Raw genomic sequence first — 13296 nt, forward strand, 5'->3', positions numbered from 1 at the left:
AAATTGAAGACATTCGTGCTTGTCTGCAATATGCTATCGCTTTAGTAGCGGCTGAAGACATTAAACTCGTGTCGGCTTAATAATGAAATTTCTTCTCGATCAAGACGTTTACGCAATCACTGCGAGATTTCTAATTGATGCTGGACATGATGTGGTTCTTGTTACTCAGCACCGACCAACCTGATACGGTCGGTGTGCAACGGGATTGTTAGACCGTACCTCACAGATCGCTTATGATCAATTTATTCTCGCATATCTAGAAGTTTAAGCCATGTCACTCACTGAGTTAATTCTTCTGGTCAACAATCTGAGCCAGACAGACAAATTATCACTCTTCAAACTCCTAGCTGCACAAATCCCGGATGCTGAACTACAGGTTATCTTTTCCGCATCAGAGTATCCGATTTGGTCGCCCTACGATGCCACGGAAGCCGCCAATATTCTGATGCATATGATTCAGGACGACCGAGAGGCATCTACCCATGCCTAGTACAGTCGAATTTCCCCTTTCCGACGATGAAGCATTACCCACGATTCCCATCACTCTGAGTCATGCAGGCCTTTCTGTTTCTGCGAATGCCCTGCTGGATACCGGATCTACGGTTAATCTATTACCTTACGACATCGGGCCGCAATTGGGTGCAATTTGGGAGGAACAAACTGTCCGCTTGCCATTGGCCGGAAATCTTGCAAGGGTTGAAGCACGAGGGTTATTTGTGTATGTTCAAATTGGGAATTTGGAACCTGTTCGTCTAGCCTTTGCTTGGGCAAAAACCTCTCAGATACCCTTAATTCTTGGGCAAACGAACTTTTTTCGAGAATTTGATGTCTGTTTTCAACGATCGCGATGCACGATCGAAATTATCCGCTTCTAATAAGGGTCGATGTGTTTTGGGTGGGATCGTGCTTTTGGTTAGTGTTGATAGAGAAAAGCAATGCTGGGTTTCCTGCCGTCAACCCAACCTACGGGCGAGGCGATCGCACTTAATCTTGGCGATCAAATATGATGTAGCGTGTGTTAGCGTTAGCGTAACGCACGGATTTTGAACATTAGATAAGGTGCGTTACATTGCATTAACGCACCCTACAAGATCGGCGATCGCACTTGGTGTTCTTGGTCTTGAGTGGCTAATTTTAGTGATGATTCTTCAGTCATAGCTGGGGTTAGCTGAGGGATGACTGGAATCGTATCGTTTATCAGCTTAGATTGGGAATCTTTAATGATGATCATGTTTATTCTCCGAAACAATTGAGATGTTTATATAGAAATTATACGGAAATTTTCCGTATATGATGTTGAGTATACCACTTTTTTGAGAATCTTTTCGCATATTACGCTCAAATGGAGTTATCGCGAGAAGTTTTCCGTCTAACGTTCCGATTGAGCGGCTGCTAGTAACCTCTGCTAATACCGACTACCTTTATCAGTCCGCTCCAATCGGGTTGTTATACGGCTGTTCGGCGCAGTGTTTTTTAAATAATTCTTGCCAAAATATCCACAGAGTTTCATTAGATTCTAATTTTAAAACACTTTCAGAAGCATGAGAGTCTTCAGAAATTATTTTGGCAACAATCTGAACGGATTCTCCTAATTTTGCGTAATCTCCTAACTCATCCATATAACGTTTAACCAAACTTAAATAATGCTCTAGATAATAAGGCAATCTATTCCTATCTCTAGCATCTCTATCTAATTGCATTGACCACTGATCAAGCAATAATTTAACCCATCTAATAGGGATCTCATTGCAATTTGTGAAACCTAATAAGTTCATGGTTCCCCAGGTATTATCGGTAAGTGAAACAATCAGTGCATTTGCAAAAGTTTCTTGCTCCGATGGTGAAAGGGTATTTGCCAGTTCCCAAATTCCACACTCACGCAGAAGAGAAAGCGCACGGTTTATCTGATCCCAGTTGCGTGTTTTTAGCGCCCGCTGTGTCTCATTGAGAATATCTTTGCCGAATAACGGTGCAAATTTATCGCCAAATAAATATGTATAATGCCCACCTTGTTCAAGTATCTTGTCTAATGGAATCAAGCTTGATGCTTCGTTCAATATAGACTGGGCAACAGGAACAATATCCGCAGCAGCAAGAAACTTAATGACAGATTCAGATGATCTCCTTCGATTAAGAATCTGAGATTTAAAGGCTATATCTATTTTTTGTTGTGCTTGCTCAGAAAGTTCATTAATACATTCTGGATAACTTAAAATCGCTTCTAAAGATCTGAGGTTCAATTCTTTATCTAGAATGTAGTCATTCCAATATGAGGAGATCTCAGATGGAATTTGCAATTCAGATTTTGCGCCCCAAATATTGACTAAAAAGCAATAAACATTAAGTTCGTGTTCTTTATTGCTAGGTGAATTAAGAGCCTTAAATAGTTCTTTGATAAGGCGTGGAACTTGCTTGGAATTTATTCGGGATACTTTCTCAACTACATGATCTTTTAATTCTGTTAACTCATCCGCAAATAATTGGTTTGAAAAGAAGGTAGGATCTTTTAATGACTCAAGTAGCTGATTAACATAAAATGTACCTAATTGAGCAGGTTGAGACAGAACAATATCGTACAGCGTTCTGATGAAGTAACGGACTTCTTCAGGAGTTGGGTCAAATAGAGTTCCGCCTTCATCGAACGAAGGATGTGCATAGCGACTTCTAGTTTTACTGAGGGATTCTAGGGTATCTGCCTCATAGCGACTAATCATAGCAACTGCCTTGGCTGCATGAATGAGTGCCTGCTCCCAATTTTGATGATCTGCTATTTTAGGTTCTAGACTTTTCCACTTTTCGATGGCGGTAGGTTCACGTTGCTCTACCAGAACCTCGAATTTCTTCACAAGATCAAACATTGTCGCAATCCAAACCGCAAGGATAGCGCTGCGATAATTACCAATTTGATAACTTTTAATAGACTCTTCCAGATACTTCTGTATCTGTGGGTTTTTAACGCTAACTAAAATCTCGTCGAAATCAAGCATACTAAATCCTCGAGTGTTTCTTTGTGAAGTCAAATATAGCTTGAATCTAAACTTTGGAGTGATTAGCCACAAACAGGCTTTCGTTTATGTCCTCACCCCAGATGATGCCGTATAACTATATATTATGCGGAAATTTTCCGTATATCACGCTAAATACGCACTTTTTAAAGAATCTTTCCGTATATTACGCTCAAATAGAGTGATCGCGAGAAGTTTTCCGTATAATATTACAATAAGCGTGTTATGCCGATTAGCGTACTCTGTGATGAACCCTCCCCCACCCCGAAAACTCCTAGACGTAGTGCGTGAAACCATTCGCCTCAAACACTACTCCTACCGCACCGAACAAACATATCTGGACTGGATTAAGCGTTATCTGCTCTTCCATCAGAAAAAACATCCCCGTGAAATGGGGGGTGAAGAAATTAGAGCCTTTTTGACCCATCTTGCCGTTGATAAAAACGTTGCCGCCGCCACCCAAAACCAAGCCCTCAACGCCATCCTTTTCCTTTATCGAGAAGTTCTTAAAATTGAACTGGAAAATATCGGTACATATTTACGGGCAAAAGGTCACAAACGTCTGCCCACCGTCCTCACTAAAGAAGAAGTGCAAAACGTCATGAAGCACCTCAGTGGTGTAGAGCATATTATCGTTCAACTGCTTTATGGTAGCGGGTTGAGATTGGCTGAAGCCCTCAATTTGCGCGTCAAGGATGTAGATTTTGCCCAAAATCAACTGATTATCCGCGATACCAAAGGCAAGGAAGACCGCGTAACCCCCCTACCCCAACGCCTTCAAACCTCTCTCAAAGAACATCTCCAAACTGTACAACGCCTACATCGACAAGACTTGGAAAGAGGTTACGGTTCTGTTTATTTGCCCTACGCCCTGGCGCAAAAATATCCAACAGCTGACCGTGAATGGATTTGGCAATATATTTTTCCGTCCTACACCCTATCCCAAGACCCGCGATCCGGCGCAACCCGCCGCCATCATCTCCACGAAAGCACCATCCAAAAAGCTCTCAAACAAGCCGTTCAGCTATCTGGCGTACCTAAGCGAGTCAGTTGCCATACTTTTCGCCATAGTTTTGCCACCCATCTCCTGCAAAATGGTTATGATATACGCACCGTTCAGGAATTGCTAGGCCATAAAGATGTCAGAACGACAATGATTTATACCCACGTTTTAGCCAGAGGCGGCAGAGGTGTGAGAAGTCCCCTTGATGATTGACTGATTGGTAATGACAGATAGTCTATAATTTACATAATAAACCAGGGAATTATTAAATTATGACTGCTACCGTTATCGATATTGGAACCTTAATTATTAGTAGCTAAAAATGGCTGATGATTTTGATGTTTTACCCGATGATATTATTAACAGTTTTGAAAGAGAGTAATTTTAAAATATTTACTAGATACTCATATTTTGCTTTGGTGGTTAGATAATAATAAAACTCTGAGTAAGTCAGCAAGACAAATAATTTCTAATTCAGAAAATGCTATTTTTGTTAGATAGTAGGTGCAGTGGTCACTGTCATTCAACCGACACGGGGTCGAGCGAGCCTCGGTTAAGATTGCCGGTCTCGAACAAATTTTCACAGTTTTAGCAACCAAATGAATTACCAGCGGTCGCAACGCGCTCGCTACGCGAGACCGCACAACAAACTGCGATCGCTGACTAGGTCATTCTCAACCCACCAAAGTTAGGATTGCTCATCGAAGAAATTGAATCTCTTGAGAAGCAATTACTGAGCTTGGGGGTTGAGAGTCGAAGTTATCCCTTAAATGAGCTAATCGCCTTTAGCTCGGCTTTTATGACGATGAAAGCCATTGCCAGCAACTTAAATCAAATGAGTCAAGACTTACCTGCCTACACCCAATAGGGGCTAAATCCCTTCTTTTCTAGCTAAAAGGACGGGACAGTTGACATTAACCCGCACATAATCCGAGAGGGAAGTACCGAGAAGGCGATCGAGATCCGGTAAACTCTTAGCCACGGAAGGACGGCGATCGGGCGAACCCAACAGTAAGAGATCCACATTATAATCATCGACGAGTTTGCAGAGTTGTTCTCCCGGTTTACCCCCCGTCACCACGCAGCGATAGGGTATATTCATCCGTTTTACTTTTGCCACTGCCGGCCCTAAAATCGGGTTTTCTTCCATTTCTTTGGGGGAAGTGGGGGCAAATTCTGGTTTTAAGTCGGGGTTGACGCGGGCCAAAATTAACTCTGCTGAAGGATAGTCTCGCAGGAGATGAATAGCCAGATCGAGAGCTAAATCAGCCGAGCTAGACTTATCGAGAGCTACCATCACCTTTTTGATTTTTTTGACGTAAATATCGTCTTTTACCAATAACATCGGGTGATTAGTCAGTTGAAAGACGTATTGACTGACGGAATTTTCTAGAATTGCCTCCAGTCGCTTTAGTCCTCGGGAACCCATCAGGATCAAATCGGCCCCGATTTCGTCGGCAACTTGACAGACGGTATCTTTGGGATCTCCTTGACGCAGAATCGTGGAGACTTTGCTCGGTTCAATTTTGACTTCTTGCAGGATTTTAGTCAGCATTTGGGTTCCCTCTTCCCATTTACTGGCCAGAGCTTCGGTGGTAATCTGAGGGGGAACAACCCGGAGAATGGTAATCGACGCTTTCCGGATAGCCGGGAGATCCATCAATGCTTGTAGCATTTCTTGGGTTTGACCTGCGCCGGAATCAGCGTATAGTATTTTCTCTAGCATAAGATTAAACTCGGTCTATGATCTTAATGGTTTTCGCTAATTTTCAGCATACTGCTAATGTTGTTCCCGAAATTTAACAACTTATTAAGCGCTTTTTCTTAGCTTCATGCGATGCCGCATTTGAGGGTGTGTTAAGTATTTATGCTTAATTGACTAGAAATACTTTGCCCAAAATCATCGTGTCAAGCGTTCATTTGTATTGTATTTTGGTTGCAATGCTGGAGATATCTTTTAATCACAGCTAAATTGACCATTTAATTGATGATTATTCATGGTTAATTCTCCAGCAACCACGAGAATTTTTGATTTTTACAAGAGGTCTAGTTATGTCTTTATCAATTCGGGTAATTATCCTAGTAGCGACGACAGTTTATCAGACGCTATCTGTTTGGTTAGAAGAACAAAAAGCACCGCCGGGTAATTTGATTAATCTGGGTAAATATCGCCTACATTTTTGTCTAGTGGGAGAGGCTAGTCCCACTATTATTATTGACCATAGTTTAGGGGGAATTGAGGGATACTTTTTACTAGAAGAATTGTCACAATTAGCTAGGGTTTGTATTTATGATCGAGCCGGTTATGGTTGGAGCGATTCTAGTCCATATCCGCGAACTAGCTACCAAATTGTTCAGGAATTAGATCAATTACTAACCCAAGCAAAAATAGAACAACCTTATATTTTAGTTGGTGATTCTTTTGGCAGTTATAATGTTCGACTGTACGCTCATCTGTTCCCAGAAAAAGTATTAGGTTTGGTACTCACCGATGGTTTACACGACAAAGGAATGCTGAAAATGTCGCCAGCATTAAAGGCATTAAAATTATTTTTCATCTCTGGATTTTTGATGTCGATTATCGGCTCAATTTTAGGCATTATCCGAGTTCTGAGAGTTTTGGGAGTTTTTGAATTATTAAAACCAGAATTGCGTCGCTTTTCCCCAGATTCTTGTGATCGAGTTAAGCGTTCTTTCTGTCGCGTTAAACACTGGATGACGATGAGTAGAGAAATGTTTAATCTCGACCAAAGCGCTCGTCAGGTGAGTGAGGCTAACAATTTCGGTAATTTACCGATAGTTAGTATTAAAGCTAATTCTTTTTTTAAACCTTCCCTTTGGACTCGCTTTATTCCCCTCAAAAGTGCCAACCAACTCCGGGAGGAGATGCACCTAGAATTAGGCAAGTTATCCAGAGATTTTCTGCAAATACAAGCGGATAAAAGTAGTCATTTTGTCTGGATGGATCAACCAGATGTGATCATCGATGCGGTCAGAATTTTGCTTGACAAAATTAACTCTATGTGCTAGGTAAGTAGTTGGACAAAAGTAAAGTTAACTGTGGGGTAAGGAGTCAGTAGCCGGTTGTCAGGAGCCGGTCGTCAGTAAGAATTGCGGCAATTTACATTTCTTAAGATAGACAACAGAATTTATGTCCGACTACTTAATAGGGTAAAATTAACTTTTTGGTTAGGATAGGCAAGAGGCAAGAGATTCGATCGAGATTAGCTGAAATTCTAGAGAATTATTGCATAATTAAGGTTTGCTGAATAAATCTAAAAACCTTGTTGGATAAAAATTTTAGACTTTTTTGATATCAAAAAGTGTCAGCCATTGGAGTGAACGGGGGGGAATAAAACCCCACACCCTACACCCCACACCCTACACCCCACCAACAGACTTTTTCAGCATACCCTAATTATTGAGGGTAATAATCTGAGCGCTAAAACCCTGTTTAGTTAAATCTTGTACCCGTTGTTTAGCTTGGTATTGTTGCTGAAATAACCCCACTTGAATAACATTTTCTCCCGCGCGGATAAATGCGAGGGGTTCAATTTCTTGAATTTTTGCCAACGCTTCCGCACTATTACTACTAACTTCCACGCGAAAGAGTTGATTAGCGGCAATAACCCGCTGCTGTGGTGCGGGGGGTTTATTGGCGCGATTTTGAGGTCTGGGTGCTGGTGGATTGACAGTTTGACGATTATGATTATTAACCACCGTAGCATCGGCGGGCCGCACGGTAGCGGGAGCTTGAAAAACGTATTCTCTCAGGGGTTGATTACCAGAAACTGGGGCAGCCACCGGGGGGCGAACTGATCGAGAATTAACGAGGGGTAAATTTAAGGGTGAACATTGGGAACAATTAACAGCACTGGGACTGTCTGAACGTTTAGTTGGTTGTCTCACCGCCGGCGGTGGGGGCAAACGACGACCGGGATAAAGATTCTGGGCAAAAGATAAGTTTGCTTTTAGCAGCAGCGTTCCTTGAGCGATTATCCCGACTTTTAACCAAAATAAAGCCGAGAAAAACAGTAGGTTTGTTCTCATCATGCTGGTTTGTCCTCACACGAAATTTGGGTACACCATGTCCAAATTTTAAAGTAGGAGATGCTAGTCTAGAAAGTATATTGGTTAAAAATCATTACAAGATTTATGGGAAAAGTTGTTGTCGGTCTATCAGGGGGAGTAGATAGCTCTGTTGCCGCTGCCGCCTTACACGCTCAAGGTTATGATGTTATCGGCTTGACCCTGTGGTTAATGAAGGGTAAAGGTCAATGCTGCTCCGAGGGTATGGTAGATGCGGCCTTTATTTGTGAGCAGTTGGGGGTTCCCCATCATATCGTCGATAGTCGCGAGCTTTTCCAAAAAGAAATTATTGATTATCTAGTTTCCGGTTACGAAGCGGGAATCACACCGCTGCCCTGTTCTCAGTGCAATAAAGCGGTAAAATTTAGCCCGATGCTGCATTATGCTAGGGAAACCCTAGAAACGGACACTATTGCCACCGGTCACTACGCTAGAATTCGTTTTTCTCCTGAAAATAACCGTTATCAACTGCTGCGCGCCGTCGATAAAAATAAAGATCAATCCTATTTTCTCTATGATCTAACTCAAGATGTACTGCGTGGGACTTTATTTCCCTTGGGCGAACAAACCAAGGCAGAAACCCGCAGGATTGCCCAGGAATTTGGCTTAAAAACGGCAGATAAACCCGATAGTCAGGATTTGTGCTTGATTGAAGCTCACGGAACTATGCGATCATTCTTGGATAAGTATATCGCCGTTAGTGAGGGCGATATAGTAGATCTCGATGGCAAAGTTTTGGGTAAACATAGCGGTATCCATCATTATACGATCGGACAACGCAAAGGCATCGGCATCGCCGCCGCCGAACCCCTCTACGTGGTAAAACTCGATCCCGTCATGAATCGGGTTATCGTCGGTAATCGCGAAAGTGCCGTTAGTGCCGCTTGTCTTGTCGGACGGATGAACTGGGTTTCTATTGCTGAACCCACCACCCCTATCCGCGCGCAAGTACAGGTCCGTTATCGTTCTCCGGCCGTTCCCGTCAATGTTATTCCCCTAGAAAATAATCAAGTGAAACTGGTTTTTGATGAACCACAATTTAGTATCACTCCGGGCCAGGCAGCCGTGATTTATGAAGGGGAAATCGTTCTCGGTGGGGGGATTATCTCAGGAGCCACCCCATAGGGAGAGCCACCAATTCACAAAATAACCTGATTATGGTTCGGGGGTCATTCTGCCAATTAGGGACTCTCCCCAGCAGATTTAGCTAAAAATTAACGACGGGGTACAGAAGCCTCGATGTTAATATTCATAGCGGAGACTCTTGGTACAGGATTGCCTTTGGCGCTACCGAGACCCCGGGCCATAGCCAAGAAGCTGGAAGGATCGCCAGCTTTGGGTTTTTGCTCTTGGGGAACATAGCGACGGACAGCATTCTGCCAAACGATTTGGGGGAAGCCCAAAATACCACGATAGTAGCCATCGTAGCGAGGCGAGGTGATGTTGAATGGACGTTCACCGATTTCGCGGCTGGCTAGGGTGCGACGACGTTGGTAGGGAACGGTATCATAACCAAAGCTTTGCAGATACTCGTCACTGTTGAGAAGTTGATCGACAAAACCTTGAATCCCTTTGGTGGCAACGACAATCGACCAAGCAATTTTTTCTCTTTCGCTATAGACATCGCGACCGAGGACTCTTTGTACTACCTGTTCGACAAAGCGATAGTTGCTGTTTTTCTCGTAGAAGCTGTTATAGAAGGTTTTCGATAACAGTAAACCACGAATGAAATCCCGCACGGATAATTGTCCATTGCGTAATTGGGATTCGAGGAAAGGTTCCCGATCCCATTTGAAGGCATGGAAGAAAATCTGACGGTAAGCGGCTTCGATTAAATCGTCCAGGTCGGTAGGGGAGAGGACATTTTCTGTCGTGTAAACTTTCGGTTTTTCGTCTCCACCGACATCATAACCAGCTACCCGCACGTTTTGGGACTTGGGGGCGTAATTTAAAAGAGGAATGGCCAAGGGTAAACCTCCGTATCCTTAGAAATGCTTAAAAAACTTTCCTCCTAATGATAAGGGAGTAGGTGCCAACTAGAAAAGAAATATTAAAAATTCTTACAATTGTTAAGAAAACTTGCTTACCATCCAGGGTGTTGGGGAGCGCCGGAGCAGGGAGAGGGGAGAAAAAAGCGTTCGACTGATAACTGATAACTGATAACTGATAACTGAATTTACCAGCCACTAATCGAATAGGATGATGGTTCGGGGGAATCACTAGAGACTGACTCCGATGACTGATTGCGGGATTCAGCACAAAAAGTGGCCGTATTAAAACCGCCAAAACGTTGAACTGTGCTAGTGCGGAGACGTAAATCGGCATCGGCAAACCAAAAACGCTCGATCGAGGTCATAGTTTCGTATTCTGTAATTAAGACTAAACCTTCCTGTTCATCAATGTGATAACGGCCCGCCACGGGAATGATTTCCGCATAACCTCGCTCCCGCAGGAGAACACCAGCTTGGGGATTATCTTCATCGGGAATTAGCGCAAAAACGGTGGTTCCTTGATGATTTTCGTCTTCTTTGTCCCACTGCATCGAACCATCCCAACTGACAAAGGCACCCCCCACAGTCTTAGCGGGATCGACTTCGTGCATTTCACAGATAGCGATAATTTTCGGGTTATCGGCGCTTAAAGCTTCCACATAAATCTCGGAATCGCCAGTTTCTGCGCGTCGAAAGGGTAAATGATGGGTGGTGCGCTGAGATTTCCACTGTCCCGCACTTTTCTGAAAAAAGGTCATCCCGTCCATAGTTTTTATGCTCTATTTTTCCCATCTATTTTAACGCCATGGCCGTTTTCTGTAACCCTTGTCGGCTCTTCTCGACTTTGTGTGATAATTTTTGCTTATGAAATCGTGAAATGTTTACTGGGAAAGACTTTTAGGACTATTTTGTTAAATAAACTATCAGTATAGACCTCGTTTCCACACAGAAACCAGAAGAGCCCCTTGTCCCCCTCTCTCTCTCATTCATCCCCAAAATAATCATGATCAATTCTCTTGATTTCATAGATTTTTTGGGTCGATACACCTAAGTTATAATCAATCATCAATTGACTTAATTCTTCCCCATCAATCAGCACTATTTTTATCTCATTTCTGGGGGCATATTCTAAAGCCTCTTGGGTAAAATAGGAAGTGGTGATAAAAATACCTTTTTTGGCTCCTTGTCCCGCTAATGCTCCGACAAATTTCTGGATTTCTGGACGACCAACGGCATTATTATCAGCCCATCTTTTGGCTTGAATATAGATTATATCTAAACCGAGTCTATCTTCTTTTATTATCCCATCAATCCCTTGATCCCCGCTCTTACCCACTGCTTTACCTGCATCTCTAATCGAGCCACCATAACCCATTTTTACCAGTAATTCTACTACTAATTTTTCAAAAGCATCTGGGGATAATTTTCGCAGAATAAAAAGTAAGTCTGTTGCTAATGCTTGACGAATTTCTTGATAGGAGTTTTCTAGTAATTCCTCGGGATTTTGTTCTTGATCAGAAGTTGATAAATTGCTTTCAAGAGTAATAGTTTCATTTTGCTTATTGACTCGATTGAATTCTTGAAATTCGGGAAACTGTCTGAGAAATTTGGCATCAATTCGAGCAGGATTTTGAGATAAGATTTCTTTTCCTTTCTCAGAAATTACAAAAGTTGCCCTTTGGGGTGACTCAATTAATCCCGCTTTCTTTAAATAGGTTTTTGCCCAACCGACTCGATTAGAAAAAATTTCTTGTTGTCCACTGGGAAGCATTTCTTTTCTTTCCGCTTCCGTGACTAGAAACTCTCTGACCAAGGCTTCAAAAATTTCTCGATATTTATAAACTTTGCCATCTGCAAGTATTTTTAATAGAGGCAACATAATCGATTGAAAATCGGGAATAGGCATAGTTCGGCTGAAAAGCGGGGGCAGTCATCACAATTATACAGCAACAATCTCCAAGAATTTAGATAGATAATAATAACAAATCTGTTTTTAATAGTGCGATTAAATCCCAATCGAACTTTAAAAACCCACTCCCTACTTCCCTAATTACCCACTTCCCAGAAAAGCCTTTTCAGTGATCAGTAAACAGTAAACAGTGAACTGAAAACTCACATCTGATAACTGATAATTGATAACTGATAACTAAATATAACTTAACTCAGTAAAAAAGACCTATTCGGATGGACAAGAAAGCCTTTTTTCAGTGCTTCTCGTCCTAACAACATCCGAAAACCCATGACATCGCGATTAGTCAAGGTTAATTCGATCGGCCATTGACGACCGCCAAGTGATACACTTGTTCTAATAACGGGACGTAGTTGACTTTGACCCCCGGAATTTTTTACCCGTCGCCATTCGAGGATTTCTGCGGTAGTGGTGACAGTGTGGCGACTATCTTTTTGGTAGGGATGAACTTGAAAGCGCAGCCAATTGCGATCGCCATCTCGAAAAGGATGCAGATCAAAAGCGTGTAAGGCCGAGGAGCGAGCGCCTGTATCAATCTTGGCCTTTATTTTGGTAATGCCTAAATCAGGTAAATCGAGCCATTCTCGCCAACCGATGATGATTTTATCGGGTTTCATCCGTCTATTTAGTTTTTTCTTCTTCAATCTCCCGCTGCATTTGGGCGATTTCTTCGGGAGTCATCGCTTCCAGACGTTTTTTAAAGACGGCATCTTCGTAATCCTTGCGCTGTTGGCCGTAGGTCATATTATCGGTGGCGACTCGAAACAGATAGGTAAAAATCCAACCGATGACACCACCCACCAACACCGCTTGACTCCAAATTCCCGCCGAAGCACTATCTAAACCAGTTTTTTGCAGGATAATGTAGAGGATGCCGCCCATAGCAAACATCCCTATACCGATCCCGATGACATCAATGCGTCTCATGGGTTTTTTTGGGTTGATAACTTAAGCTTTGAGGGTACGACGTTGGGGACGGAAGTTAAGGAAAGGACTTAACAACAGCATCCCGGGAAAGAAAAAGCTCATCAGAAAGTACATAAACCCTCTTTCCCAAGAAGATGCCACATACCAGCGCGTATTGAGGTAGTAGTAGATAACGGCGGGAATGACGAGCAAATACAAGACACTGAGAGATAGGTAGATCAGGGCGATGATAATGGTTTCTTGCGTCAGAATTGATTGCATAAGGATTGATTTTTCTCAATGGCTGTCGGTGAACGGCAATTCACCTGCTGA

Annotated in this window: 15 protein-coding genes; 6 read left to right on the forward strand and 9 right to left on the reverse strand. The window is 42.7% G+C overall.

Features of this window, described 5'->3' with window-relative positions:
- Positions 1 to 271 precede the first annotated feature (271 nt).
- Positions 272 to 490, forward strand: a complete 219-nt coding sequence (locus tag O9323_RS00175) for a hypothetical protein (RefSeq protein WP_002753442.1) — start codon at positions 272 to 274, stop codon at positions 488 to 490.
- Positions 483 to 875 carry a pepsin/retropepsin-like aspartic protease family protein gene (locus O9323_RS00180; protein WP_002753443.1) on the forward strand — a complete coding sequence of 131 codons (393 nt, stop codon included), beginning with the start codon at positions 483 to 485 and terminating at the stop codon, positions 873 to 875. Before O9323_RS00175 ends, O9323_RS00180 begins: the two co-directional genes overlap by 8 nt.
- A gap of 549 nt (positions 876 to 1424) precedes the next feature.
- Here O9323_RS00180 and O9323_RS00185 read toward each other — a convergent pair.
- Positions 1425 to 2987, reverse strand: coding sequence for a hypothetical protein (locus tag O9323_RS00185; protein ID WP_288124504.1), 1563 nt, complete (start codon positions 2985 to 2987; stop codon positions 1425 to 1427).
- A 265-nt stretch (positions 2988 to 3252) separates the two neighbouring features.
- Between O9323_RS00185 and O9323_RS00190 the strand changes: the two genes are divergently transcribed.
- Both O9323_RS00190 and O9323_RS00195 read left to right on the forward strand, forming a co-directional pair.
- Positions 3253 to 4221: an integron integrase gene (locus tag O9323_RS00190; RefSeq protein ID WP_288124505.1), complete on the forward strand. Its 969-nt coding sequence runs from the start codon at positions 3253 to 3255 to the stop codon at positions 4219 to 4221.
- A gap of 481 nt (positions 4222 to 4702) precedes the next feature.
- Positions 4703 to 4876, forward strand: a complete 174-nt coding sequence (locus O9323_RS00195) for a hypothetical protein (protein ID WP_002760464.1) — start codon at positions 4703 to 4705, stop codon at positions 4874 to 4876.
- 3 nt (positions 4877 to 4879) lie between these two features.
- On the opposite strand, the gene O9323_RS00200 is transcribed toward O9323_RS00195, so the two are convergent.
- Positions 4880 to 5734, reverse strand: a complete 855-nt coding sequence (locus O9323_RS00200) for a universal stress protein (RefSeq protein WP_288124506.1) — start codon at positions 5732 to 5734, stop codon at positions 4880 to 4882.
- A gap of 326 nt (positions 5735 to 6060) precedes the next feature.
- On the opposite strand from O9323_RS00200, the gene O9323_RS00205 reads away from it, so the two are divergent.
- Complete coding sequence (locus O9323_RS00205) at positions 6061 to 7038, forward strand: alpha/beta fold hydrolase (protein ID WP_288124507.1); 978 nt, start codon at positions 6061 to 6063, stop codon at positions 7036 to 7038.
- A 384-nt stretch (positions 7039 to 7422) separates the two neighbouring features.
- On the opposite strand, the gene O9323_RS00210 is transcribed toward O9323_RS00205, so the two are convergent.
- On the reverse strand, positions 7423 to 8061 hold the full coding sequence (locus O9323_RS00210) for a hypothetical protein (protein WP_288124508.1): 639 nt from the start codon (positions 8059 to 8061) through the stop codon (positions 7423 to 7425).
- 102 nt (positions 8062 to 8163) lie between these two features.
- On the opposite strand from O9323_RS00210, the gene mnmA reads away from it, so the two are divergent.
- Complete coding sequence (mnmA, locus tag O9323_RS00215) at positions 8164 to 9222, forward strand: tRNA 2-thiouridine(34) synthase MnmA (protein WP_002751977.1); 1059 nt, start codon at positions 8164 to 8166, stop codon at positions 9220 to 9222.
- 89 nt (positions 9223 to 9311) lie between these two features.
- Here mnmA and O9323_RS00220 read toward each other — a convergent pair whose 3' ends face one another.
- The 6 genes from O9323_RS00220 to ndhL all read right to left on the reverse strand — a co-directional run bounded on the left by O9323_RS00220 (position 9312) and on the right by ndhL (position 13245).
- Positions 9312 to 10064 (reverse strand): phycobilisome rod-core linker polypeptide, encoded by a 753-nt coding sequence (locus O9323_RS00220; protein ID WP_002744197.1) that lies wholly within the window; start codon positions 10062 to 10064, stop codon positions 9312 to 9314.
- A 209-nt stretch (positions 10065 to 10273) separates the two neighbouring features.
- The gene (locus O9323_RS00225) at positions 10274 to 10855 is read right to left on the reverse strand and encodes a phycobiliprotein lyase (RefSeq protein ID WP_024969812.1); all 582 of its coding nucleotides are present in this window, start codon (positions 10853 to 10855) and stop codon (positions 10274 to 10276) included.
- A gap of 215 nt (positions 10856 to 11070) precedes the next feature.
- Complete coding sequence (locus tag O9323_RS00230; RefSeq protein ID WP_288124509.1) at positions 11071 to 11994, reverse strand: restriction endonuclease; 924 nt, start codon at positions 11992 to 11994, stop codon at positions 11071 to 11073.
- A gap of 251 nt (positions 11995 to 12245) precedes the next feature.
- A complete protein-coding gene (locus tag O9323_RS00235; RefSeq protein ID WP_002751980.1) occupies positions 12246 to 12674 on the reverse strand; it encodes an ATP-dependent zinc protease family protein in 429 nt (142 codons plus the stop codon).
- A 4-nt stretch (positions 12675 to 12678) separates the two neighbouring features.
- Positions 12679 to 12984, reverse strand: coding sequence for a DUF3007 family protein (locus tag O9323_RS00240; RefSeq protein WP_002751981.1), 306 nt, complete (start codon positions 12982 to 12984; stop codon positions 12679 to 12681).
- A gap of 21 nt (positions 12985 to 13005) precedes the next feature.
- Complete coding sequence (ndhL, locus tag O9323_RS00245) at positions 13006 to 13245, reverse strand: NAD(P)H-quinone oxidoreductase subunit L (RefSeq protein WP_002732218.1); 240 nt, start codon at positions 13243 to 13245, stop codon at positions 13006 to 13008.
- Positions 13246 to 13296: the final 51 nt, after the last annotated feature.

It is taken from the genome of Microcystis sp. LE19-131.1A, from assembly GCF_027532015.1.
GTDB lineage: Bacteria > Cyanobacteriota > Cyanobacteriia > Cyanobacteriales > Microcystaceae > Microcystis > Microcystis ichthyoblabe_A.

Coding starts and splice junctions, on each gene's coding strand:
- O9323_RS00175 (WP_002753442.1), top strand. CDS start 272: ATGTCACTCACTGAGTTAATTCTTCTGGTCAACAATCTGAGCCAGACA.
- O9323_RS00180 (WP_002753443.1), top strand. CDS start 483: ATGCCTAGTACAGTCGAATTTCCCCTTTCCGACGATGAAGCATTACCC.
- O9323_RS00185 (WP_288124504.1), bottom strand. CDS start 2,987: ATGCTTGATTTCGACGAGATTTTAGTTAGCGTTAAAAACCCACAGATA.
- O9323_RS00190 (WP_288124505.1), top strand. CDS start 3,253: ATGAACCCTCCCCCACCCCGAAAACTCCTAGACGTAGTGCGTGAAACC.
- O9323_RS00200 (WP_288124506.1), bottom strand. CDS start 5,734: ATGCTAGAGAAAATACTATACGCTGATTCCGGCGCAGGTCAAACCCAA.
- O9323_RS00205 (WP_288124507.1), top strand. CDS start 6,061: ATGTCTTTATCAATTCGGGTAATTATCCTAGTAGCGACGACAGTTTAT.
- O9323_RS00210 (WP_288124508.1), bottom strand. CDS start 8,061: ATGATGAGAACAAACCTACTGTTTTTCTCGGCTTTATTTTGGTTAAAA.
- mnmA (WP_002751977.1), top strand. CDS start 8,164: ATGGGAAAAGTTGTTGTCGGTCTATCAGGGGGAGTAGATAGCTCTGTT.
- O9323_RS00225 (WP_024969812.1), bottom strand. CDS start 10,855: ATGGACGGGATGACCTTTTTTCAGAAAAGTGCGGGACAGTGGAAATCT.
- O9323_RS00230 (WP_288124509.1), bottom strand. CDS start 11,994: ATGCCTATTCCCGATTTTCAATCGATTATGTTGCCTCTATTAAAAATA.
- O9323_RS00235 (WP_002751980.1), bottom strand. CDS start 12,674: ATGAAACCCGATAAAATCATCATCGGTTGGCGAGAATGGCTCGATTTA.
- O9323_RS00240 (WP_002751981.1), bottom strand. CDS start 12,984: ATGAGACGCATTGATGTCATCGGGATCGGTATAGGGATGTTTGCTATG.
- ndhL (WP_002732218.1), bottom strand. CDS start 13,245: ATGCAATCAATTCTGACGCAAGAAACCATTATCATCGCCCTGATCTAC.